Consider the following 22,885-nt stretch of genomic DNA (forward strand, 5'->3'; position numbering starts at 1 on the left):
GCTGCTCGCGAAAGCCGGCGCGTGAACCGTGTCACGCACCGGTCTCGCGCACTTACTTCTGCTTGAGCTTGGCGAACGCGGCGGCCATTGCGCCGCCCGATTCCGGCTCGCGCGGGCGCTGTTGCGACGCGCCGCGTCCGTTGCCGGTCGGCCGGCCGGCGGCGCCGCGCTGCTGCGCACCCCCGCTGCTGCGCGCAGCAGCCGCGCCGAACTCGTCGTCCAGACGCATGGTGAGCGCAATACGCTGACGCTTCACGTCGACTTCCAGCACCTTCACCTTGACGATCTGCCCGGCCTTTACGACTTCGTGCGGGTCCTTGATGAATTTCGTCGACATTGCCGACACGTGCACCAGACCATCCTGGTGCACGCCGATGTCGATGAACGCGCCGAATGCCGCGACGTTCGTCACGACCCCTTCGAGCACCATACCCGGTGTCAGATCGCTGACCTTCTCGACGCCTTCGCGGAACGTCGCCGTCTTGAACTCGGGGCGCGGGTCGCGGCCGGGCTTTTCGAGTTCGAGCAGAATGTCGCGCACGGTCGGCAGACCGAAACGGTCGTCGACGAATTCGCCTGGCGACAGCCCACGCAGCGCGTCGCGATTGCCGAGCACTTCGCCGACATGCTTGTTGATCTTCGCGAGAATCCGCTCGACGACCGGGTACGCTTCGGGGTGGACCGACGAGCGGTCGAGCGGATTGTCGCCGTTGTTGATGCGCAGGAAGCCGGCCGCCTGTTCGAAGGTTTTGTCGCCCAGGCGCGGCACCTTGCGCAGATGCTCGCGCGACGGAAACGGACCGTTCGAATCTCGATAGTCGACGATGTTGCGCGCAAGAGTGGCGTTCAGTCCCGACACGCGAGCAAGCAGTGCGACTGACGCGGTGTTCGCGTCCACGCCGACCGCGTTCACGCAGTCTTCGACCACCGCGTCGAGCGAGCGCGCCAGTTCCCGCTGGTTGACGTCGTGCTGATACTGGCCGACGCCGATCGCCTTCGGCTCGATCTTGACAAGCTCCGCGAGTGGATCTTGCAGACGGCGCGCGATCGACACCGCGCCGCGCAGCGACACGTCCATATCGGGGAATTCCTTCGCCGCGAGTTCGGAGGCCGAGTACACCGACGCGCCCGCTTCGGACACCACGATCTTCTGCAGCTTGAATTCGGGATGACGTGCGATCAGCTCGCTCGCGAGCTTGTCCGTTTCGCGCGACGCCGTGCCGTTGCCGATACTGATCAGTTCTGCCTGGGTTTGCGCGCAGATGCGCGCGAGCTTCGCGATGGAACCGTCCCAGTCGCGGCGCGGCTCGTGCGGGTAGATCACGTCGGCGGCGAGCACCTTGCCGGTGCGGTCGACCACCGCCACCTTGACGCCCGTGCGCATGCCCGGATCGAGTCCGATCACCGCCTTGGGACCGGCGGGCGCCGCCAGCAGCAGGTCCTTCAGATTGCGTGCGAACACGCGAATCGCTTCGTGCTCGGCTTCCTCGCGCAGCTTGGTCAGCAGTTCGTTTTCGATGTGCGGCTGCACCTTCACACGCCAGCACCAGCGGCATACGTCGGACAGCCACTTGTCGCCGGGGCGGTTCTGATTGGCGATGCCGAAATGGCGCGCAATCAGTGCTTCGCCCGGATGCGGCACCTGCGCGTCGAGTTCTTCGCCCAGACCGAGCTTGACCATCAACACGCCCGCGTTGCGGCCGCGAAACAGCGCCAGCGCGCGATGCGACGGCACGGTGCGGATCGTCTCGGCGTAGTCGTAGTAGTCCCGAAATTTCTCTTCTTCCGCGCTTTCCTTGCCTTCGACGACTTTCGACGACACCACGCCCTGGTTGAACAGATAGTCGCGCAGTTTGCCGAGCAGATCGGCGGTTTCGCCGAACTGTTCGGACAGGATGTCGCGCGCGCCGTCGAGGGCGGCCTTGATGTCGGCGACGCCTTTGTCGGCGTTCACGTAAGCGGCGGCTTCGGTTTGCGGGTCGAGCTGCGGATTGCCGAGCAGCGCGTCGGCGAGCGGCTGCAGACCGGCTTCGCGCGCGATCTGCGCACGCGTGCGGCGCTTCGGCTTATACGGCAGATACAGGTCTTCGAGCACCTGCTTGCTCTCGGCGCCTTCGATCGCGCTGCGCAGTTCGTCGGTGAGCTTGCCCTGTTCGTCGATGCTGGCGAGAATCGCGGCGCGCCGGTCTTCCAGCTCGCGCAGGTACAGCAGACGCTCTTCGAGATTACGCAATTGCGTGTCGTCGAGATTGTCGGTCACTTCCTTCCGGTAGCGGGCGATGAACGGAACAGTCGCTCCTTCGTCGAGAAGTTGCACCGCCGCCGCGACCTGGCGCGGCTGGACGGACAGTTCGGCGGCGATGCGCTGTACGATCTTGAGTGCTACGGTTTCCGTCATAAGGTCTTGGTGTTCCTGCGGACTCAGTCAGGGGCCGCGCGCCGACGGCTCGTGGGACACGTCCGGCGTGTGCGCTGCAACCAGGTTGCTGGAGCGGGGCATTTTGCCATAAATGCCAAAGGGCTCAACCGCAGGGTGATAGAATTTCGGGCATGTTCCGTTGCCCCTCTACGACGTTGCCAATATCCTTGTCCATCAACTGCCTGGGCTTTCGCCGGGCCTCCCGCTTGTCACCGGATTTGCTATCGGATGTGTCATCCGAACTGTCGTCGGCTTTGCCAATGGGTTCGGTGAAATCGCCGCTCAGCTCGCGGGTGTCGGACGGCCGTACCGTGTCGGGGCGGGCATTGGGAGTTGCGTCAATCACTGCGCGAATTTTCGCCGCTTCATACGTGTCATGCGTGATGGCCGCCGTGCTTGCCGTGTCGACACCGGCCGCGGCACAAACGCCGTCGGCCGAGGGTAGCAGCGCAAGCCCGCCGGTGTCCGCGCAGGGCGCCGCGCCGTCGGCGGCTCGGGGCGAGCGGCCAGCCGGCAGCGCGGACAGCGCTAGCGAGGCCGCTGCACTGGACAATTCATTCGACGCGCGTCAGCGGGCACTGGACCAACGCAGCGAAGAAAATAACTACCGGTTCGCTGTCGCCCAGCACAATTGCTACAGCCAGTTCTTCGTCAATCACTGTCTGAACCGCGCGCGCGACAGCATGCGCAGCGTGCAGGCCGACATTCGCAAGGAACAACTCGCGCTCGACGGCGAGGAGCGCGCGCAACGCGCGCGGCAGCGTGACGAGCGGGCCGCGCTCGCGCGCGCACGCGACGAGGCGAACGCACCGCAGCGTGCCGCCGAAGATGCGCGCAACGCGCAGGCCTACCAGGACAAGCAGCGTCAGCATGAACTCGATCAGGCGCAGCGCAACGCCGAGGCGCCACAACGCGCCGCCAACGCGCAGGCCTACGAGCAGAAGCAGCGTCAGCATGAACTGGATCAGGCGCAGCGCAACGCCGAGGCGCCGCAACGCGCCGCCAACGCGCAGGCCTACGAGGAAAAGCAGCGCCAGCATGCGCTAGAGCAGGCCCAGCGCGGCACCACTGCGTCGCAGACGGCCCACCAGCAGGCGTACGATCAGAAAGAGAGCGACTTCCAGCGCAAGCTCGACGAAGCGCGCCGGCAGGGCGCACAGAAGGCGCAGGAGCGCGTGGAGAAACAGCAGAGCTTCGAGAAGAAGCAGGCCGATGCCGCGCAACACAAGGCGGAAGTCGAAGCGCGTCAGAAGCAGGCGGCCGATAAGGCCGAGCAGAAGCGTCAGGATCAGTTGAGGCAGCAGCAACTGGAAGAGCAGCAAAAACAGCAACAGCCGCAACAGTAAATGCGCAGTACCGGACGCTGGCTGATCGTAGCCAGCGCCCTCGGGCAGCCGTAACGCGTTTCAAGCTGGACAGCAACCTCAGGCGTCGGTCTGCGCGTGCAGCCCATGCCGCAGACGACAGGAGGCGAGCATGCGTGATCATCACCACGTCATCAACGCGGACACACTTCGCGACCGTATTCTGCAACTGGAATCGGAGCACAGTGGGCTGGATCGTCTGATCGACCGAATGTCGGATGAGCCAGGCATCGACGACTTCGAGTTGCAGCGCCTGAAAAAGCGCAAACTCAAAGTCAAGGACACCATCATCTTGCTGCAATTGCAGCTCGAACCGGACGCACGCGCCTGAGTCCGCGGCCTGGCAGGCGCCGGGCGCGCGCCGCGCGAGCCGGACTTTGCAGGAACGCTTGCCTTGAATTCACCGCTTGAAACTTCATCCCCGATCATATCGGGCGACGCAGCAGCACAAACTGGTGCGCGGGCTGCCGCGTCCGCGCTGAGCGCGTCGCTCGATCCGCGCCGCGCCGCCGAGCTCGACGAGATTTTCGCCGCCAATGGGCTGCTGGCCCGGCAGATCGAAGGCTATCGGTCGCGAGCCTCGCAGATCGAAATGTCCCGTGCGGTTGCCGCGGCAATGCAAGCATCGGGCCGTGCTATGCCCGAGCCAGCGATGTTGGAGTCGCACACCCGTGCGGCGCGGCGCATGCAATCGGCGGGCACGGAAATCACCGCCGACGGCGCTCGGAACGACGAGTCAAGCGGGCTCGACGGCAGCGAAAATACGCTGATCGTCGAGGCGGGCACCGGCACCGGCAAGACCTATGCGTATCTGGTGCCGGCCATGCTGTGGGGCGGCAAGGTGATCGTCTCGACCGGGACCAAGCACCTGCAGGATCAGCTCTTTCAGCGCGATATTCCGACCGTTCGCGATGCGCTCGCGGTGCCCGTCTCGGTGGCCATGCTCAAGGGGCGCGCGAACTACCTGTGCCACTATTATCTCCAGCGCACGGCGGACAACGGCCGTCTGCCGTCGCGCCAGGAAACCTCGTATCTGCAGGAAATCGTTCGCTTCGCGAAGATCACGCGCACCGGCGACAAGGCCGAACTGGCGAGCGTGCCGGAAACGGCGGCGGTATGGCCGATGGTCACGTCCACGCGCGAGAACTGTCTCGGCCAGGAGTGCCCGCATTATAAGGACTGCTTCGTGATGCAGGCGCGCCGCGAAGCGCAGCAGGCCGACATCGTGGTGGTCAATCACCATCTGTTTTTCGCCGACATCATGTTGCGCGATACCGGCATGGCCGAACTGCTGCCCACTGCCAACACCGTCATCTTCGACGAGGCGCATCAACTGCCCGAAACCGCGACGCTCTTTTTCGGCGAGACGTTGTCCACTACGCAGTTCCTCGAGCTCGCGCGCGATTCGGTGGCCGAGGGCCTGGGCCATGCGCGCGAGGCGATCGACTGGGTCAAGCTCGGGGCGACGCTGGAGCGCGCCGCGCGCGATGTGCGGCTCGCGTTCAAGGAGGATTCGGTGCGCCTGTCGATCGGTCAGCTGGCCGACGATCATCCGCTCTTTCCCGCGTTAGCAACGCTCGAAGCCGAGCTGAACGCGTTGGCTTGCGCGCTGGCGGGCCAGGCCGAACGCGCCGAATCGCTCGGTGCGTGTCTGCGGCGCGCGCGCGAGTTGCAAGGCGTGCTCGCGGGTTGGACCACGCCGCCCACCGACACCGAGCGCAAGGCCGCCGATGCACCGCAGGCCAGCTCGAACGACGGCCGTGCCGAACGCGCGGACCCGAATGAAAAGGTGCGCTGGATCGAAGTTTTCTCCCATACCGTTCAATTGCATGAAACGCCGCTGTCCGTTGCGCCGATCTTTGCAAAGCAGCGAGCCGGCGTGCCGCGCGCGTGGATCTTCACATCAGCCACCTTGTCGGTGCGCGGCGACTTCACGCATTACGCCGCGCAAATGGGCCTGAACGCCAAACGGTCGATGACGCTGCCCAGCCCCTTCGACTATTCGTCGCAAGGCTTGCTATACGTACCGCGCAACTTGCCGCAGCCGTCGTCGCCGATGTTCACCGACGCGGTGTTCGACGCCGCGTTGCCCGCCATCGAAGCATCGGGCGGCGGCGTATTCATGTTATGCACGACGCTGCGCGCGGTGGACCGCATCTCGGCGAAACTGCGCGATACGATCGAAGCACGCGGCTGGAACTATCCGCTGCTCGTGCAGGGCGACGCCAGCCGCACCGAGTTGCTCGAGCGCTTCCGGGCGTACGGCAATGCGATCCTCGTGGGCAGTCAAAGCTTTTGGGAAGGCGTGGACGTGCGCGGCGATGCGCTGTCACTGGTGGTAATCGACAAGCTGCCGTTTGCGCCGCCGGATGACCCCGTACTGTCGGCGCGGCTCGAGGCGCTCACCAGGAAGGGCTTGAGCCCGTTTGCCGTACATCAGTTGCCGCAAGCCGTGATTACGCTGAAGCAGGGCGCAGGCCGGCTGATTCGCGCTGAGACCGATCGCGGCGTGCTGATGATCTGCGATACACGTCTGGTCGACAAACCGTATGGGCGGCGGATCTGGCAAAGCCTGCCGCCGTTCAAACGCACGCGTGAGATGGAGGTGGTGCGCGAGTTCTTCGAGGCGAAGACAGAGCCGCTTCGCTGAACCGACAATGCCGGATGTGCCGCCATAGACGTCGTAAAACTGGCGCGCAAATGGCAAAACGCCACGGATGCGAGTCCGTGGCGTTTTGCTTTACTGCCCGGGAAACCGCGACGATGTCCCGGTGCAGTTTTCGCCCAGAGGCGAGCCCTACGCGACAGCTTACTGGCTTGCGCCCGAAGCCGGAGCAGCTGCCGATGCAGCAGCGTCCGAAGCAGCAGCGCCTGCGTCCGAAGCAGCAGCCGTAGCCGAAGCAGCAGCATCGCTCGCAGCAGCAGCGGCACCCGAAGCAGCCATAGCCGAATCCGAAGCTGCAGCAGCCGGTGCCGAAGCAGCAGCTGCGTCGCTAGCCGGGGCAGCGGCTTGATCGTTGCTCTTGTTGCATGCAGCCAGTGCGACAGCTGCCAACAGGGATGCTACGAGGAGGGATTTCTTCATGATCACGTCCTTTTATGGTTTAAAGGTAAGCAACAGCGCAAAATAAAACCGGTAATGTGCTCCAACACCGACATGGGCCGCTGGTGGAGACGCTCTTTTGACGAGCTGGAATCTTCCCTACGGCTTGGGCGGAAATTATATGCACTTTCGTACTGACAGTCGATAAATCCGGGGTCAAATACGTTGTCTTTCTCATACAAAATTTCAAGGGTACGGTATAGCAGGCAGGCGGGCCCTATGCAAGCTCGCCCACTTGTATCCAGCCCGCACAATACCACTCGTGTAGCCGTGCTGTCACCGATGAATCGTGCCAGAGTGTTACAAAGCGTTTCGCACTCATGGACCGCTGGTCGGCGAGATCAAATAACCATTTTTTCGCGCCTTCTAAGCGCATTTCTTCTCCATTTAGGAAGAAAAAACGGCGGTCGTACAACAAACTGGTCTTACGGTCGAGTCGTAGGCCGGACTTGGATGCCACGTCGATAAAACGGGCTTCGTTTAGTGGCCTGGACGGCGGATCGAACACGACATTCGGTTTTGGTTCGCTCAGATAGGTGCCGAGAAACGACGCAATATCCCGCTCATTCCAGTTAATGCCAGCAAGGATTGCGCCGACCTTTTCGACCAAGGCGCCGGGCAACTCGGCGGGACGTTTGACGGCGGCCTGCTGGGGATCCCGGTAAAGCCCGCCCCGTTTGCGCGCGGTCTCCCCGCGTTCGGCCAGATGGTAGAGAAACTGGGCGGTCAGCTCGCTGGCCGAAGGCGCGCGAAACCCGATCGAACAGGTCATGCATTCGCCTTCGGCGATGCCGTCGTGGGCGATATGCGGCGGTAGATACAGCATGTCGCCGGGTTCGAGCAACCATTCCTGTTCGGGCGCGAAACTCTGTAAAACTTTCAAAGGCAAACCGGCCTGCAAGGTCAGATCTTTCTGCGCACTGATCCGCCAGCGTCGCTTGCCTTTTACTTGCAAAAGAAACACGTCGTAGGAATCGAAGTGGGGGCCCACGCCGCCGCCGTCGGTTGCGTAGGAAATCATTAGGTCATCAAGGCGTGCGTCCGGCACGAAGCGGAAGCGGTCCAGCAACGCGCGCGCGCGGTCGTCGTGCAGGTCCACGCCCTGCACGAGCAGGGTCCACGCACGCTGCTTTACCGAGGGCAGTTCGTCCGGCGCGAATGGCCCATCCTGGAGCTGCCATTTGTTGCGAAAGTGGGTGATCAGACGTGCTTCCACTTCATCCTGATCGGCCAGTTCGAAAAATTGCTCGCGCGACAGCGGCGGCTCGATGTCCGGAATGGCCTGGCGGATCAGCAACGGTTTTTTTTGCCAGTACCGGCGCATGAATTGCGACGGGGTCAAATTGCCGAGCAACGCGGTCGGCGCATCAGGCGAGGGCGGGAGGACAGAAAGCGCGGGCCTGCGGATCGGCGACGAATTCCGCGCCGAAGCCCGGTCGGCTGGGTGGTCAGTGGGCCGCTTGGGCATCGTATAATGTGACTTGTATTCTGGAGAGTCGAATGAAAATCGCAAAGAACACCGTCGTGTCGGTCGCTTACAAGCTGTCGGATGCGCAGGGCAACCTGATAGAAGAAAGCGACGAGCCGATGGTCTATCTGCACGGCGGCTATGATGGCACGTTCCCCAAGATCGAGGAAGAGCTCGACGGCCACGAGGCCGGCTTCGAGACTCAGATTCAGCTGGAGCCGCAAGACGCTTTCGGCGAGTACGACCCCGACCTGGTGAAGATCGAACCGCGCGATCGTTTCCCCGAACCGCTCGAAGTCGGCATGCAATTCGAAGGCACGCCGGAAGAAGGCGACGAAGACCTCGATTCGCTGGTCTACGTGGTCACCGACGTGGCGGAGGACAAAGTGGTGCTCGACGGCAATCATCCGCTCGCCGGCATGGCATTGCGTTTTGCGTTGACGGTCAGAGACGTGCGCCCGGCTACGGAAGACGAGATCCAGCACGAACACGCGCATGGCGCTGACGGCCTCGAAATCCTCGACGAAGACGACGAGGAAGACGACGACAAGTCAGGGCCGACTCTGCACTGAACTTGCCGGCACGCCGCCGGGTGCGCTCAGGCCTGAAGCGGCGCCTGGCGCGTGCGGCGCCGTGGGTGGAGTGAGCGGAGTAGGCGGAGTAAGCGCGGCGGCGGGCGGCGCCGACAACGGCGGTCCGTATGCGCCGCCACCCTGGTCCGCCGGTATGCGCGGTTGCTGATCCGGTTGCGGTTCTGCAGGCGATCGCAATAGCGGCGGCAAGTCGGAGGCAGGTCCTGGCGACGGCGCCACGGGCATCGACGCAGCCGGCTCCTCATGCGGTAGCACGGGTTGTGCGGTCGGCATCGGCATCTGCTTCGGCACATCGCGCACGCTCACACGGAACGGTGGCTTCCTGCCCGGTTCCGCCTCAATCTGGATCCACTGGTTAAGACGATCATGCGGCGCAAGCGCGACACGTGTGAGATTCGTCACCAGCATCCCTTTGTCATTGCGCAGTGGCTGGTCGATCACGAAGCCGCCGCTCGCCGCTTCGTCGTCGCAATGAATCAGCAGCACCGGCCCGTGGAATATTTGCGCGAGCTTGACGAGGCTGCGCTTGAATTCAAGAAAACCGTCGCGGCGCGGGCTGCGCGCAAAGCGCAGCCATGCAAAGCGGTCGGGCCGTTCATAGCGTGCCGCATCGGGATCGCCCTGAATGAATACGACGATCGCGTGCGCGTCGCGGCGTTTCGCGAATTCGCCGGCATGTTCGAGCCAGAACGCATCGGCGATGACGCGATCTTCGAACTCGCCGTTGCGACCGCCCGCACTCAGGTAATGATTGTTCGGACTCGGCGCGTTAAGCCCGACGAACACGATGTCACCCGCTTGCCAGCGCACGTTTTCCCGAAACGGACGAAAGCGCGAGACTTCGCTTTCGCGCGTGAGGGCGATCGGCTTCTGGCCCATCGATGTAGCGTCCGCAAATAACGTTTGACGCAGCAAGTCGAGCCGCTCGACCGGATCGAAGCCACCGGCTTCGGCCGCGCCGCAGTCGACCCAGTCGTGCTGGCCCGGGATGAAAAAAAGCGCAGGCCGCGACGTTTCGAGCAGCGCCTGGCGGCGCTCGTATAGCGCGTCGCGGCAGGCTTCCTTCGATCCTTTCAGGTTGCCGTCATAGACGATGAACGACACGTCGCGCTCACGGCCGATCGCCTCGATCAGACGTTGTGTGGCGGCTTCATCGGCGGGGCTGCGCAGCGTGTTGGCGATCACTGCGAACGTGAAGCGGGACGCGCTGGCGCTGGCGGGCGTGGCGGCCATCCAGAATGCAGCGAGCGTTGCCGCAAACCACGTGTGAGCGCCGCTGACTGAGAAGGCAAACGTCAGCGCCGCGCGAAGTCGGCGCGGAGACTGGGCAGGTTGGCGGGCGTTAATGGTCCGCATCCGGCGCGCTGGCCAGGTCATGCAGTTCGTACAGCAGATCGAGTGCTTCGCGCGGGCGCAAATCGTTTGGATCGATGCCGCGCAAACGCTCGACGAGCGCATGCATCGCGGGTGACACTGATGCTGCACCGGAGCCGGCCGCGCGCTCGTTGTCCGCATCCTCGGCCAGCGGCAACGGCGCGGAGAAGAGGTCCAGCTGCGGCGCCGGTTGTGCGGCAGATTGCTGTTCGAGATGCGCGAGATGCTTGCGCGCGGCGCGAATCACCGCGTTCGGCACGCCGGCCAGTTGCGCGACCTGCAAGCCGTAGCTTTGATTCGCCGGGCCTTCGTCGACCGCATGCAGGAACACGATGCCGTGCCCATGTTCGACCGCCGACAGGTGCACGTTGGCCGCATGCGCAAACTCCGCCGGCAACTGAGTCAGTTCGAAGTAGTGCGTGGCGAACAGCGTATGGCAGCCGTTGTGCGCGAGCAGATGCCGGGCGATCGCCCAAGCCAGTGCGAGCCCGTCGAAGGTGGAGGTGCCACGGCCGATTTCATCCATCAGTACGAGACTTTGGGGCGTCGCGTCGTTCAGGATCGCGGCGGCTTCTGTCATTTCGACCATGAAGGTGGAGCGACCGCCGGCCAGGTCGTCGGCCGCGCCGATGCGCGTGAAGATGCGGTCGATCGGCCCGAATGTCGCGCGCCGGGCCGGCACGTAGCTGCCCACGTAGGCGAGCAGCGCGATCAACGCGGTTTGCCGCATGAACGTCGACTTGCCGCCCATATTCGGGCCGGTGATCAGCAGCAGCTTGCGTTCGGGCGTCAGCACGCAATCGTTCGCAATGAATTGCTCGACCTGCGCTTCGACAACCGGGTGCCGTCCCTGTTCGATCTCGATGCCGGTGTCCGGCGAGAAGGCGGGCGCAGTCCAGTCGAGGGCACGCGCGCGCTCGGCGAAGGCGGCAAGCAGGTCGAGCTCGGCGAGCGCGGACGCGACCCGCTGGCATTGCGGAATGAATGGCAGCAACGATTGCAGCAATGCGTCGTACAGCGAGCGTTCGCGCGCGAGCGCGCGTTCCTGCGCGGACAACGCCTTGTCCTCGAAGGTTTTCAACTCTGGCGTGATATAGCGCTCGGCGTTCTTCAGCGTCTGGCGGCGGCGATAGTCGTCGGGCACCTTGTCGGTCTGGCCGCGCGTGACTTCGATATAAAAGCCGTGCACCTTGTTGTACTCGACCCGCAGATTGCCGATGCCCGTACGCGCTCGCTCGCGCGTTTCGAGGTCGATCAGGAACTGTCCGCAGTTCTCCGAAATATCGCGGAGTTCATCGAGTTCCGGGTCATAGCCTCGCGCGATCACGCCACCGTCGCGCACCATCGCCGCCGGCTCCTGCGCGACCGCACGGCTGAGCAGGTCGACGCAGGCCTGCGGCGGTTCCAGCGACGCGTCGATTCGCGCGAGCGAATCCGCGTTGGACGACACCGCCGCGAGCTGCGCGCGCAGTCCGGGCAGCGCGATAAACGTGTCACGCAGGCTCGACAGATCGCGCGGTCGCGCCGAGAGCAGCGCGAGACGCCCGGTGATTCGTTCGATATCCGAAATCTGCCGCAATGCGCCGCGCAGCGTGTCGACGTCGGCGCCCGGCGGCGCCTCGAGCAATGCGCCGATGGCTTGCTGACGCGCCTGCGCCACCGCCCAGTCGCGCGGCGGATGATGCAGCCAGTGACGCAGCAACCGGCTGCCCATGGTCGTGCAGCAGGTATCGAGCAAGGAACACAGCGTGGGGGCTTCGGTGCCGCGCAGCGTTTCGGTCAGTTCGAGGTTGCGGCGCGTGGCGGGGTCGAGGCCGATATATTCGGATTCGTACTCGACCTTCAGGCTGCGCACGTGGCGCAATTGCTGGCCTTGCGTGGCCGCGGCATACAGCAGCAGTGCGCCCGCCGCGCCGCATGCGCAGCTCAGCGAATGCGCGCCGAAGCCGTCGAGGCCCGCCACTTCGAGCTGATCACACAGGCGTTGTGTGCCCGACGCGATATCGAAGTGCCAAACCGGCACGCGCGTGAGCGCGCCGACGTTGACGGGCGGCGTCCAGCTTGCGGAATCGGCGCCGCTGTCGGCGACCAGGATTTCCGCTGGACGAATGCGTTCGAGCGCCGCGGCCACCTGGTCGGGGGCGACTTCGGCGAGCCGCAGCGCGCCGCTCGCCAGATTGAGCCACGCGAGGCCGACGCTAGTCGCGACGCCGCGCCGGTTGTGCGCCGCGCATATGGCCAGCAGATACACATCGCTCTTGTCGGACAGCAGCGCCGCGTCCGTCAGCGTGCCCGGTGTCACGACGCGCAGCACCTTGCGCTCGACCGGGCCTTTCGACGTAGCCGGGTCGCCGATCTGCTCGCAAATCGCGACGGATTCGCCGAGCTTGACGAGCTTCGCCAGATATTGCTCTACCGCGTGATGCGGCACACCCGCCATCCTGATCGGATTGCCGCCGGATGCGCCGCGTTGCGTGAGTGTCAGATCGAGCAGGCGCGCGGCTTTTTCCGCGTCTTCGAAGAACAGTTCGTAGAAGTCGCCCATCCGGTAGAACACCAAGGTGCCCGGATGCTCCGCCTTGATGCGGAGGTATTGCTGCATCATCGGCGTATGTTGTGCGACGTCGTTGGCCGCTGCGGTTGGAATGCCCATCCTCGGTGTCTTCTTGCGTTAGCTGTTCAGGGCGTGAGTTTAACCCGCCAGCGCGACGAGTGGACCCTGGCCGGATGGCCAGTCCGCGCAGCGGGCCTCGTCGCCGCCGCGTCCGGATTGCGCTCGCTGGAACACGCCGCAGCGGTTCCCCGGCGAGCCGTCATTCGCCGATCATCGCCCGTATGTTGACTCTGCGCTCGTTCAATGCGCTGCGCCGTTTGGCGAGCCACATCATGAACGTGATGAAAGTGCCGAACACGACGATGATCCATTGCGCCGGCATCCTGGCCGTGAGTAGGAGCGCATACGCGCCGAGCATCAGCAGCACCGCGAGGTTCTGGTTGAAATTCTGCACGGCGATAGAGTGGCCAGCCGACAGCAGCGTCGCGCCGCGATGCTGGAGAATCGCGTTCATCGGCACGATGAAAAAGCCCGACAGCGCGCCGAGCAGCACCATCAGCGGATACGAGAGCAGCATGTAAATCGGCGCGACGTACGAGCCGATGCGAATGCCCGCGCCCGCGGGGAACAGATCCTTGTTGTAGAACGCCATGGCGATCGCCACCGCGCCGGTCACGATGCCGACCGGCAAGACCCGCAGCGATTTGCGCAACGGAATCAGCGCGGCTGCGGCGCCCGCGCCGAGCGCAATGCCGAGGCCTGTGACGCCCTGCATCACCGCCGCTTTGGAGAGCGACAGACCGAGGTTCACGTTTGCCCATTTGAGCACCAGCAATTGCATCGTCACGGCGCCGCCCCACATCAGCGTCGTCACCCACAGTGCTATCTGCGCAAGCTTGTCCGCCCACAGCACGTTGAAGCAGTGGTAGAAGTCGCCGACCAGTTTCCCGGGTTCCGACAGACGATTGGGATAACGGGCGCCGGTATCGGGAATGAAGATGTTGATTGCGGCGGCGATCGCGTACGTGATCATGACCGCGAACATCGCCAGGTCAGCCGACGAACGGATCAACGGCAGATGCGCGCGAGCGACGAATTTGTCGGCGAAGGTGCTGATCAGCGCGCCGCCCACCATCGTGCCGACGATGGTCGAGAGCACCGTCGCCGATTCGAGCCACGCGTTGGCCTTCACGAGCTTGTCGGCGGGCAGCAGTTCGGTGAGGATGCCGTACTTGGCCGGCGAATACGCGGCCGCGCCGAAGCCGACCACGCCGTAGGCGATCATCGGGTGGACGCCGGCGATCATCATCAGACAGCCGCTCGCCTTCAATGCGTTGGAGATGAACATCACGTGGCGCTTTTGCATCGAGTCGGCGAACGCGCCGACGAACGGCGCGAGCAGCACGTACGAGACGGTAAACAAAATCTGCAGCAGCGGCGTGACCCAGGCGGCCGAGCGAATCACGGAAAGCAATGCGATGGCGGCGATCAACAGTGCATTGTCCGCGAGCGACGAAATGAACTGCGCCGCGATGATGGTGTAGAAGCCTTTTTTCATGAAGTGGATGGCAAGCTGCGCGCGAGTGGGGAGCGGCGCGCTCGGGGCGAGCCCGGGAACGCCGATGGCGAGGCGCAGCGAGGACCGCGCGAAACGCAGCCGGGCGAAGCAGCGCGCCGGCGCGGCATCCCGCTTTGTAGCACGAACGTCCGCGGGTTGCCGGGCAGCTAACAAAAAAGCGGCCGAAGCCGCTTGGTTGATCTGCGTGCGGTGGTATGCGCCGCAGCGGCCGTATTGTGCGTACGCCGTTCGTTTGGCCGTTTAACTGTGCAGGCGGGCTACGTCGCATCGGCGGTTTGGGCCGCAAGACAGCAAGACAGCAAGACGCAAGACGGCAAGACGCAAGACAGCAAGACAGCAAGACAGCAAGACAGCAAGACAGCAAGACAGCAAGACCACCCAGCCTGCGTAGGGCGATCCCTGCCAACCGCTCACACGCCGATAACTGCCTCAACGGCAGCCGGCCGCCTTAAGCCGCTTGCTGGCGCGTGCGGCTATAGCGCGACAGCACTGGGATCATCTGCGCATAGATCTTCGGATTGCCCGCGACGACCTCGCCCACGTGCAGGAACTCCGAGTCGCCGGTGTAGTTGCCGACGAGCCCGCCGGCTTCCGTGATCAGCAGGCTGCCCGCGGCGACGTCCCATGCGTTCAGGCCCTGCTCGAAGAACCCGTCCATGCGGCCGGCGGCGACGTTGGCCAGATCGAGCGCGGCTGCGCCCGGGCGGCGCAGGCCCGCGCACGCCTGGGTCATTTCGGCGAACTGTCGGCCGTACGCTTCGAGGCCGTCGGTTTCACGGAATGGAAAGCCGGTGCCGATCAGACCGTCGGCCAGACGGTCGCGCTTGGCCACGCGGATGCGGCGATCGTTCAGGAACGCGCCACGGCCGCGCGACGCAGTGTAGAGGTCGTTGCGGGTCGGGTCGTAGACCACTGCCTGCGTCACGATGCCCTTGTGCGCGAGCGCGATCGACACGCAGTAGTACGGGAAGCCGTGGATGAAGTTCGTGGTGCCGTCGAGTGGATCGATGATCCACTGGTATTCCGAGTCGTTGTCCGATTTGCCGGATTCTTCGGCAAGGATTGCGTGATCGGGGTATGCGGTCTTGAGCGTGTCGATGATCGCCGCTTCGGACGCTTTGTCGACCTCCGTGACGAAATCGTTGTGCTGCTTCTTGCTGACCTGGAGCAGATCGAGGTCGAGCGACGCGCGGTTGATGATCTGCGCTGCGCGGCGCGCGGCCTTCACAGCAATGTTGAGCATGGGATGCATGAGACTGGATCCTTGTGCCGGGGCAGCACGGCTGCTGGCCGGGAAATGAGCGCTGATGCGCCGACTGGCGCCCGAAGAGGCGCGGAAACAGCACGGAACGCCGCCCGGCACAGGACCGGTGCGCATTCCGCCGACGGAGACGAATTGAATAAGAACAAGGCGCCCGGCTGAGCAGAGGGCTGAGGCCGGGCGCGAATAGGCGCATTTTACCTGAGTCCGGACGACCCGGCAGCGTTCGCGGCGTGGGCGGCTGCCGCGCCCGGTGTTGACGGCGAGGGACCGCGATGTAGCTGACTGCAGTTCGCCGCAGAGCAGCAGAATGCCGTCGACATCATGGCGATATGGCGCCCACGAAATAATCGCAATCGTCCCGGCATTCCCCCGTGATCCGCATTAACCGCAGCGGCTGCCACATCGAGAAGCGCCGGCAATTCAAAACCCGCGCGCTGTTGGCGCTACCATACGCGTCTTTAGCATGCACAAATCCATCGTGGACCACCCGCACCATTCTTCCGATCCCGCCGTGGCCGAGCTTCGCGCCGGCTTCACTTCGACCCGCTTCGTGCTCGTCGAGCCCAGTCATCCGGGCAATGTCGGCGCGGCCGCGCGCGCGCTGAAAACCATGGGGTTTTCGCGGCTCGTGCTGGTGTCGCCGCGCGTGCCGAACGTGCAAAGCGATCCCGAAGCGATCGCGATGGCGAGCGGCGCCGACGATGTGCTCGCATCCGCGCACGTCGTGCCGACGCTCGCCGACGCATTGACAGGCGTGCATTGGTCGATCGCGCTGACCGCACGGCTGCGCGAATACGGGCCGCCGCAATCGACGCCGCGTGCCGCGGCGGCCGTGGCGCAGGAGCAGGCGCTGCACGGCGAGATCGCGCTGGTGTTCGGCAACGAGCGCACGGGGCTGTCGAACGAGGACGTGGAGCGCTGCAGCGCGCTGGCGCATATCCCGGCCAATCCGGCCTATAGCTCGCTCAATCTCGCGCAGGCCGTGCAGGTGTTGGCATACGAACTGCGCACCACGTATCTGTCGGCGCATCAGCCGGTGGCAGCGGCACGTTCTGCGGCCAACATGTCGACGCTACATGCAGCAGAAGGCGAACCGTCCGGCGCGCGCGCGCCGAGCGACGAAATCGAAAGCATGTTCACGCATCTGGAGACCGCGCTCATTGCGATCGGCTTTCTCGATCCGGCCAATCCGAAGAAGCTGATGTCGCGTCTGCGACGGCTCTTCGCGCGTTCGGGACTCGAGCGCGAGGAAGTGAACATCGTGCGTGGCATCGCCAAGCACATCCTGCTGAAGGCCAAACGCTCCGGCGACGATGCATCCTAACCGCGCCTTCGTCCGCTGACGACGACCTTGCCGGCAGCGTGGACTTCCGGCAGGTTTCATGCAATCGACCTACAATCCCCGAAACGTTCGAAGCAAACCTACCGCCGTGCTATGCGGCAACCGTGCCGTCATGCGTCACTTCGCGCAAGCGGTCTTTTTTCCCACGACACAGTGCCTGCCATGTTCACGAGACTTCGCGAAGACATTGCCACGATCCGCGAGCGCGACCCCGCCGCCCGCAGTGCATGGGAAGTGCTGACGTGTTATCCGGGCTTGCACGCGCTGGTGCTGCACCGGCTCGCGCATGCATGTTGGCAGGCGCGGCGTCGCTGGCTCGCGCGCTTCATCTCGCAGATGGCGCGTTTCATGACCGGCATTGAAATCCACCCCGGCGCGACGGTGGGGCGGCGCGTGTTCATCGATCACGGTATGGGTGTGGTGATCGGCGAAACCGCGCAGATCGGCGACGACTGCACGATCTATCAGGGCGTGACGCTCGGTGGCACGTCGCTCACGCGCGGCGCGAAGCGGCACCCCACCCTGGAACGCGGGGTGATCGTCGGCGCAGGGGCGAAGGTGCTCGGCGGCTTCACGATCGGCGCGGACGCGAAGATCGGCTCGAATGCCGTCGTTACGAAGCCGGTGCCTGCACGCGGCACCGCGGTGGGCAATCCGGCGCGGGTCATCGTGCCGGCGGCGGCAACGTCGGTTGCGTCGGTGATGGCGTCGGCGGCCGCCGCCAACGCCGGTCCGGGCGACGCCTCGCGCGGCGCGAAACGCGCGACCCAGCGCAGCGAATTCTGCGCGTACGGCATTACGCCGAATGCGGACGACCCGGTGTCGCTGGCGATCCACGGCCTCATCGACCATGCCGCCGCGCAAGCGAAGCGTATCGATGAAATCGTCGACGCGCTCGAACGATTGGGCACGAGCCTGGAAGGTCTGCCAGGTGCGGATGCGGCGCTGCTTGATCTGCGGCGCTTGTCGGCAGCGATTGCGGGCAAAGAGGAAGGGGCGGTGGCGCAGCGCTAGTTTGATGGGGTAAAGGCATCAGGCTGGCGCTTCGGGCGCTGGCCCGTTCACCCCACTACCAACGCATTGATGCTGCATACGCCGCACTTCACGACAAGCGGCTTTACACCACAGGCTTCGCACAACACAGGCTGGGCCACGCGACGCACGAGGCAACCCGAGCGCGAAGCAACACAAGCAGCGCCTGAACCCATCTCAATCCAGTGGCGACGCCCGGATGCCATCCGCGTCGATCCGCAGATACCCGCCGCGGCGCGTCCCGTGATCGAGGTCCCAATCCGGCAATACCCAGCGTGTGCCGCCCGGCTCGCGATGCCGCGCCGGCCGATGCGTGTGTCCGTGAATGATGGTTGCGGCCCTGGACGCCTTGAACAATGCGGCCACCGCCTTTGGCGTCACGTCGTACTTCATCGAGACAGGCCGCAAGCGGCCATGCTCGCTCTTCGACCGCATGTTCTCCGCGAGCTTCTGCCGCCAGCGAAACGGCCACGCGAGAAACAGCATCTGCGCGAAACGATTGCGCGCAACATGCCGGAACATCTGATAGCCGCGGTCCGCGCTGCACAGCCGGTCGCCGTGCGCGAGCGCAACGCGTGTGCCGAATGCGGTGATGACGAACGGATCGGGCAGCCAGATCGCGCCGGCCGCTTTCATGAAGCGCTTGCCGAGCAGAAAGTCGCGGTTACCGTGCATCAGATAGAGCGCGATGCCGCGCTCGGACAGCGTATGCAGCAACGCCGCCATGCGTGCGACGAACGGCTCGGCGAGCATGTCGTCGCCGACCCAGTATTCGAACAGATCGCCCAGAATGAATACCGAGTCCGCCTGCTCGGCAGTGACCCGAATGAAGTGTTCGAACGCGGCGACCGTGCGCGGAATCGCCTCGCTCAAATGAATGTCGGAGAGGAAAAAAAACGGACGTGCGGCGTGCGGGCGTTTGCCCTCGCCAGGCACGCCCGCAGCGACGCTTCGCAGCGGCGTTTCTTGCAGCATTGAAGGTGCCTGATTCCGGATGGAATGAATCGACGCTCAGTCGACGATCACAGCCTTTTCGATCACGACGTCGTCGGCCGGCACGTCCTGATGAAAGCCCTTCGAACCCGTCTTGACCTTCTTGATCTTTTCGACCACATCCATGCCTTCGACCACCTTGCCGAACACCGCGTAGCCCCAGCCCTGCGGCGTCGGCGACGAGTGGTTCAGGAAGTCGTTGTCGTTCACGTTGATGAAAAATTGCGCGGTCGCCGAATGCGGGTCGTTGGTGCGCGCCATCGCCACCGAGCCGTTGACGTTTTTCAGGCCGTTGTTCGCTTCGTTGTTGATCGGCTCGGCCGTCGGCTTTTGCTTCATGCCCGGTTCGAAGCCGCCGCCCTGGATCATGAAGCCGTCGATCACCCGGTGGAACACCGTGTTGTCGTAGTGGCCAGCCTTCACGTAGTTGAGGAAGTTCTCGACCGACTTCGGCGCCTTTTCAGCGTCCAGTTCGAGTTTGATAACGCCGTGGTTCGTATGCAGTTCAACCATGATGGAATCCTTTGATGAACGGGGTGGATAAGAGGCGCGGCGAGTCGTGATGGGTTGACGACGGACCGCGCCGGGGCGTGGATTGTGCAGTAGCGCGCAGTCGAGCGCTGTTGTGCCTGTTCGGCTGCGTCTCTCGTTGTGCTCGCGTTCGCTTACTTGCCGAGCAGCGTAGCCGACTGGATCACGACCGGCGTTTTCGGCACGTCGCTCATCGGGCCACGCGTGGTGGTGGGCGAGGCTTCGATCTTCTTCACGACGTCCATGCCGCTCGTGACCTTGCCGAACACCGCATAACCGTTGCCGTCCGGATTCGGATAGTCGAGATTGGCGTTGTCCACCGTGTTGATGAAGAACTGCGCGGTGGCCGAATTCGGATCGCTGGTGCGCGCCATCGCGAGCGTGCCGGCCGCGTTCTTCAGACCGTTGCGGCTCTCGAGCGCAATCGGCGCGCGCGTGGGCTTCTCCGCGAAGCTTTGGGTGTAGCCGCCGCCCTGGATCATGAAGCCCGGAATCACGCGATGGAAGATCGTGCCGCTGTACTGGCCGGACTTCACATAGTCGAGAAAGTTGGCGACCGTCTTTGGCGCTTTCTCAGGATACAACTCGACGCGGATGTCGCCTTCCGATGTCTTGAGCAGCACGGACGGATGCGCGGCTTGCGAACCGGACTGGGCAAAGGCGGGTGCGTTTGCGATCAGGGCGGCGCTGCCGAGCGCCAACATCAACCATTTCATGAAGATCCTCGGGGTTGGGAAAACGTGGTGCCTGGAATAGCTGCCTGGAATGCTGCGAAAGCGCGCAATGCCGATAGCGCGCCGGCGTTATCGCGACGGCGCCATATACGGCGGCATAGCGAGTGACCCGTTCGGACCGCCGAACTGGAAGCTGGGGGTTTGCGTCATGTTTGCGGTCGCGCGATCCGTGTACTCGTCGACCGGTGCCGCGGCTTGCTTCGGTCGCGCAGGCGTCCTGGGCGGCGAGACGATCTTCTGGATGTCCGCGAGACGCTGCGTGGTCGTGGCGCTGGCCTTGCCGAGACTTTGCGCGCGACGATACGTTTCGTTGGCCATGCGCAGATACAGGTCGCCGAGATTTTCGTAGGCGAGGCCGTAGCCCGGGTTGATCTTGATCGCCGTTTCGAGCGCGGCGCGTGCTTCGGTGAGATTGCCCTGCTTCGCATAAAGCGCCGCCAGGTTGTTGTACGGCTCGGGCAATTCGGGGTAGGTCTGCGTGAGTTCGGTGAACGCGGCGATTGCTTCGTCGTCGCGATTCAGGTGGGCGAGCACCGTCGCGCGTTTGAACCTGGCCTGCGCGTCGCGCGGATTGCTCGCGATACGCGCGTCCAGTTGTGCGAGCGACGCTTGCCAGTTTTTCTGCGCGATGGATGCGTCGACCTCCGGCGTGTCGTCGCGCACCGCGGGCCCTTGGGGCGTGAGCGGGGCCTTCTGCGCGTAGACCGCCGTAGCCGGCAGCACGGCAAGGGCGGCGGCGACGGTGACGCCGGTGACGCGCAAGGCGAGGGCGCGCGTCGCATCATGGGCGGCGCCGCGGACGAGGCCGCGCACGAGCCGATGGAGCGCCGTCGCGGCGAGGGTCGCAGCGCTGCGCGCGCGGCCGCTGGAAGGTTTCATAGGCTTGGGTCTGGATGTTATACTCCGACCCATTCTAACAAAAGGTCTGTGCGTTCCGTCGAACCGCCGACTGTCTTTTCGCCACTCGTGGTCGTCTCCGCCTTGATCGCAGCCTGACCGCCGCACCCGCTGCACCGGTTTTGCTGCATGCGACGCACCGCCGTTCTGTTAGCGGGCGCGGCGCGCATGAAACACAATGCGGATTTCTTTCGGCCCACGCACCGTTCTCTATGGAATCACTGCGCATCTACAACACGCTCGCGCGTGACAAGCAAACCTTCGTGCCGCTGCGCGAAGGGGCCGTGCGGATGTACGTCTGCGGGATGACCGTGTATGACTATTGTCACGTCGGTCATGCGCGGGTGATGGTCGTGTTCGACATCGTGCAGCGCTGGCTGCGCACGCTCGGCTACGACGTGACCTACGTGCGCAACATCACGGATATCGACGACAAGATCATCCGTCGCGCCGTCGAGAACGGGGAGACGATCAAGTCGCTGACCGACCGCTTCATCGCGGCTTTGCATGAAGATGCGGACGCGCTCGGCATCCAGCGTCCCGACATCGAGCCGCGCGCCACCGACTTTATTCCTCAGATGCTCGGCATGATCGAGACGCTCGAGGCGAACGGCTACGCGTACCAGGCCAGCGACGGCGATGTCAACTACGCGGTGCGCAAGTTCGCGGGCTACGGCAAGCTGTCGGGCAAGTCGCTCGAAGACCTGCGCGCGGGCGAACGCGTCGCGGCCAACGACGCCAAACAGGACCCGCTCGACTTCGTGTTATGGAAGCAGGCCAAGCCCGAGGAACCCGCCGACACCGGCTGGGATTCGAGGTATGGGCGCGGCCGTCCCGGCTGGCATATCGAATGCTCGGCGATGAGTTGCGCGCTGCTCGGCGAACAGTTCGATCTTCATGGCGGCGGCCAGGATCTGCAGTTTCCGCACCACGAAAACGAAATTGCCCAAAGTGAAGCCGCTACCGGTCAAAGGTTCGTCAATTATTGGATGCACAACGGCTACGTACAGATCGACAATGAGAAGATGTCGAAGTCGTTGAATAATTTTTTTACGATTCGCGAAGTGCTCGCGCAGTACGATGCCGAGGTCGTGCGCTTTTTCATCGCGCGCGCCCACTACCGCTCGCCGCTGAACTATAGCGACGTGCATATCGACGACGCTCGCAACGCACTCGCGCGTTTGTACACCGCGCTGAAGGACGTCGCGCCGGACGACGCGGAACTCGACTGGAACGAAGCGCATGCGCAGCGTTTCCAGACGGCCATGAACGACGACTTCAACACACCGGTTGCAGTGTCGGTGTTGTTCGAGTTGGCAACTGAAGTGAACCGCACGCGCGACCCCGCGCTGGCCCGTCAACTGCGCGCGCTCGGCGCGGTGATCGGGCTGCTCGGCCGCGAGCCGCGTGCATATCTGCAGCAGGCCGCGGGCGCCGCAGCGCAAGGCGCGCTCGAGCCCGCCGCGATCGAAGCGAAGATCGCCGCGCGGGTGGCCGCCAAGCAGGCGAAGGACTATGCAGCAGCAGACCGGATCCGGGCCGAATTGCTCGAGGCCGGCGTTGCACTTGAAGACAAACCCGGCGGGTTGACCGAGTGGCGGCGCGTGTGAGCGCACCTCGTACTTCCCTCTGATCGAC

18 protein-coding genes are annotated in these 22,885 nt (G+C 64.2%); 7 read left to right on the forward strand and 11 right to left on the reverse strand.

Annotated features, from left to right (window positions below; translation table 11 throughout):
* Positions 1-52: 52 nt before the first annotated feature.
* Positions 53-2,398 (reverse strand): Tex family protein, encoded by a 2,346-nt coding sequence (locus ABQJ48_RS00740; protein ID WP_367835305.1) that lies wholly within the window; start codon positions 2,396-2,398, stop codon positions 53-55.
* Between the two features lie 281 nt (positions 2,399-2,679).
* Between ABQJ48_RS00740 and ABQJ48_RS00745 the strand changes: the two genes are divergently transcribed.
* From ABQJ48_RS00745 to ABQJ48_RS00755, 3 genes are all read left to right on the forward strand, one after another.
* Positions 2,680-3,765 (forward strand): hypothetical protein, encoded by a 1,086-nt coding sequence (locus ABQJ48_RS00745; RefSeq protein ID WP_367835307.1) that lies wholly within the window; start codon positions 2,680-2,682, stop codon positions 3,763-3,765.
* A 130-nt stretch (positions 3,766-3,895) separates the two neighbouring features.
* On the forward strand, positions 3,896-4,114 hold the full coding sequence (locus tag ABQJ48_RS00750; RefSeq protein ID WP_042322843.1) for a DUF465 domain-containing protein: 219 nt from the start codon (positions 3,896-3,898) through the stop codon (positions 4,112-4,114).
* Between the two features lie 63 nt (positions 4,115-4,177).
* The gene (locus ABQJ48_RS00755; protein ID WP_367835309.1) at positions 4,178-6,433 is read left to right on the forward strand and encodes a DNA repair helicase YoaA; all 2,256 of its coding nucleotides are present in this window, start codon (positions 4,178-4,180) and stop codon (positions 6,431-6,433) included.
* Positions 6,434-6,592: 159 nt separating this feature from the next.
* On the opposite strand, the gene ABQJ48_RS00760 is transcribed toward ABQJ48_RS00755, so the two are convergent.
* Together ABQJ48_RS00760 and ABQJ48_RS00765 are read right to left on the reverse strand one after the other, a co-directional pair.
* A complete protein-coding gene (locus ABQJ48_RS00760; RefSeq protein WP_367835311.1) occupies positions 6,593-6,868 on the reverse strand; it encodes a hypothetical protein in 276 nt (91 codons plus the stop codon).
* Positions 6,869-7,103: 235 nt separating this feature from the next.
* Positions 7,104-8,354 (reverse strand): JmjC domain-containing protein, encoded by a 1,251-nt coding sequence (locus ABQJ48_RS00765; protein WP_367835313.1) that lies wholly within the window; start codon positions 8,352-8,354, stop codon positions 7,104-7,106.
* Between the two features lie 32 nt (positions 8,355-8,386).
* On the opposite strand from ABQJ48_RS00765, the gene ABQJ48_RS00770 reads away from it, so the two are divergent.
* Positions 8,387-8,926 (forward strand): FKBP-type peptidyl-prolyl cis-trans isomerase, encoded by a 540-nt coding sequence (locus tag ABQJ48_RS00770; RefSeq protein ID WP_367835314.1) that lies wholly within the window; start codon positions 8,387-8,389, stop codon positions 8,924-8,926.
* Here the strand turns inward: ABQJ48_RS00770 and ABQJ48_RS00775 are convergent.
* The 4 genes from ABQJ48_RS00775 to ABQJ48_RS00790 all read right to left on the reverse strand — a co-directional run bounded on the left by ABQJ48_RS00775 (position 8,906) and on the right by ABQJ48_RS00790 (position 15,706).
* A complete protein-coding gene (locus ABQJ48_RS00775) occupies positions 8,906-10,303 on the reverse strand; it encodes a hypothetical protein (RefSeq protein ID WP_367835315.1) in 1,398 nt (465 codons plus the stop codon). The genes ABQJ48_RS00770 and ABQJ48_RS00775 overlap by 21 nt on opposite strands.
* A complete protein-coding gene (mutS, locus tag ABQJ48_RS00780; protein WP_367835316.1) occupies positions 10,290-12,974 on the reverse strand; it encodes a DNA mismatch repair protein MutS in 2,685 nt (894 codons plus the stop codon). The genes ABQJ48_RS00775 and mutS overlap by 14 nt, the downstream gene beginning before the upstream one ends.
* A 160-nt stretch (positions 12,975-13,134) precedes the next feature.
* Positions 13,135-14,433: a lysophospholipid transporter LplT gene (gene lplT / locus ABQJ48_RS00785; protein WP_367835317.1), complete on the reverse strand. Its 1,299-nt coding sequence runs from the start codon at positions 14,431-14,433 to the stop codon at positions 13,135-13,137.
* A 469-nt stretch (positions 14,434-14,902) separates the two neighbouring features.
* Positions 14,903-15,706, reverse strand: a complete 804-nt coding sequence (locus ABQJ48_RS00790; protein ID WP_367835318.1) for an inositol monophosphatase family protein — start codon at positions 15,704-15,706, stop codon at positions 14,903-14,905.
* 490 nt (positions 15,707-16,196) lie between these two features.
* On the opposite strand from ABQJ48_RS00790, the gene ABQJ48_RS00795 reads away from it, so the two are divergent.
* Complete coding sequence (locus ABQJ48_RS00795; protein ID WP_367835953.1) at positions 16,197-17,042, forward strand: RNA methyltransferase; 846 nt, start codon at positions 16,197-16,199, stop codon at positions 17,040-17,042.
* Positions 17,043-17,222: 180 nt separating this feature from the next.
* A complete protein-coding gene (gene cysE, locus ABQJ48_RS00800) occupies positions 17,223-18,074 on the forward strand; it encodes a serine O-acetyltransferase (protein WP_367835320.1) in 852 nt (283 codons plus the stop codon).
* Positions 18,075-18,269: 195 nt separating this feature from the next.
* On the opposite strand, the gene ABQJ48_RS00805 is transcribed toward cysE, so the two are convergent.
* From ABQJ48_RS00805 to ABQJ48_RS00820, 4 genes are all read right to left on the reverse strand, one after another.
* Entirely contained in the window at positions 18,270-19,067 is a 798-nt protein-coding gene (locus ABQJ48_RS00805) for a UDP-2,3-diacylglucosamine diphosphatase (RefSeq protein ID WP_367835321.1), read from the reverse strand.
* Between the two features lie 36 nt (positions 19,068-19,103).
* Entirely contained in the window at positions 19,104-19,598 is a 495-nt protein-coding gene (locus tag ABQJ48_RS00810; RefSeq protein WP_367835322.1) for a peptidylprolyl isomerase, read from the reverse strand.
* A gap of 152 nt (positions 19,599-19,750) precedes the next feature.
* Positions 19,751-20,332, reverse strand: coding sequence for a peptidylprolyl isomerase (locus ABQJ48_RS00815; RefSeq protein WP_367835324.1), 582 nt, complete (start codon positions 20,330-20,332; stop codon positions 19,751-19,753).
* Positions 20,333-20,419: 87 nt separating this feature from the next.
* Positions 20,420-21,229, reverse strand: a complete 810-nt coding sequence (locus ABQJ48_RS00820) for a tetratricopeptide repeat protein (RefSeq protein ID WP_367835325.1) — start codon at positions 21,227-21,229, stop codon at positions 20,420-20,422.
* Between the two features lie 230 nt (positions 21,230-21,459).
* On the opposite strand from ABQJ48_RS00820, the gene cysS reads away from it, so the two are divergent.
* On the forward strand, positions 21,460-22,857 hold the full coding sequence (cysS, locus tag ABQJ48_RS00825) for a cysteine--tRNA ligase (RefSeq protein WP_367835326.1): 1,398 nt from the start codon (positions 21,460-21,462) through the stop codon (positions 22,855-22,857).
* Positions 22,858-22,885 lie beyond the last annotated feature (28 nt).

It is taken from the genome of Paraburkholderia suaedae, from assembly GCF_040812055.1.
In the GTDB taxonomy this organism is placed as follows: domain Bacteria; phylum Pseudomonadota; class Gammaproteobacteria; order Burkholderiales; family Burkholderiaceae; genus Paraburkholderia.

Excerpts from the sequence above, each read along its gene's own strand:
- ABQJ48_RS00740 (WP_367835305.1), bottom strand. The coding sequence starts at position 2,398 with ATGACGGAAACCGTAGCACTCAAGATCGTACAGCGCATCGCCGCCGAA.
- ABQJ48_RS00745 (WP_367835307.1), top strand. The coding sequence starts at position 2,680 with ATGGGTTCGGTGAAATCGCCGCTCAGCTCGCGGGTGTCGGACGGCCGT.
- ABQJ48_RS00750 (WP_042322843.1), top strand. The coding sequence starts at position 3,896 with ATGCGTGATCATCACCACGTCATCAACGCGGACACACTTCGCGACCGT.
- ABQJ48_RS00760 (WP_367835311.1), bottom strand. The coding sequence starts at position 6,868 with ATGAAGAAATCCCTCCTCGTAGCATCCCTGTTGGCAGCTGTCGCACTG.
- ABQJ48_RS00765 (WP_367835313.1), bottom strand. The coding sequence starts at position 8,354 with ATGCCCAAGCGGCCCACTGACCACCCAGCCGACCGGGCTTCGGCGCGG.
- ABQJ48_RS00770 (WP_367835314.1), top strand. The coding sequence starts at position 8,387 with ATGAAAATCGCAAAGAACACCGTCGTGTCGGTCGCTTACAAGCTGTCG.
- ABQJ48_RS00775 (WP_367835315.1), bottom strand. The coding sequence starts at position 10,303 with ATGCGGACCATTAACGCCCGCCAACCTGCCCAGTCTCCGCGCCGACTT.
- mutS (WP_367835316.1), bottom strand. The coding sequence starts at position 12,974 with ATGGGCATTCCAACCGCAGCGGCCAACGACGTCGCACAACATACGCCG.
- lplT (WP_367835317.1), bottom strand. The coding sequence starts at position 14,433 with ATGAAAAAAGGCTTCTACACCATCATCGCGGCGCAGTTCATTTCGTCG.
- ABQJ48_RS00790 (WP_367835318.1), bottom strand. The coding sequence starts at position 15,706 with ATGCATCCCATGCTCAACATTGCTGTGAAGGCCGCGCGCCGCGCAGCG.
- cysE (WP_367835320.1), top strand. The coding sequence starts at position 17,223 with ATGTTCACGAGACTTCGCGAAGACATTGCCACGATCCGCGAGCGCGAC.
- ABQJ48_RS00805 (WP_367835321.1), bottom strand. The coding sequence starts at position 19,067 with ATGCTGCAAGAAACGCCGCTGCGAAGCGTCGCTGCGGGCGTGCCTGGC.
- ABQJ48_RS00810 (WP_367835322.1), bottom strand. The coding sequence starts at position 19,598 with ATGGTTGAACTGCATACGAACCACGGCGTTATCAAACTCGAACTGGAC.
- ABQJ48_RS00815 (WP_367835324.1), bottom strand. The coding sequence starts at position 20,332 with ATGAAATGGTTGATGTTGGCGCTCGGCAGCGCCGCCCTGATCGCAAAC.
- ABQJ48_RS00820 (WP_367835325.1), bottom strand. The coding sequence starts at position 21,229 with ATGAAACCTTCCAGCGGCCGCGCGCGCAGCGCTGCGACCCTCGCCGCG.
- cysS (WP_367835326.1), top strand. The coding sequence starts at position 21,460 with ATGGAATCACTGCGCATCTACAACACGCTCGCGCGTGACAAGCAAACC.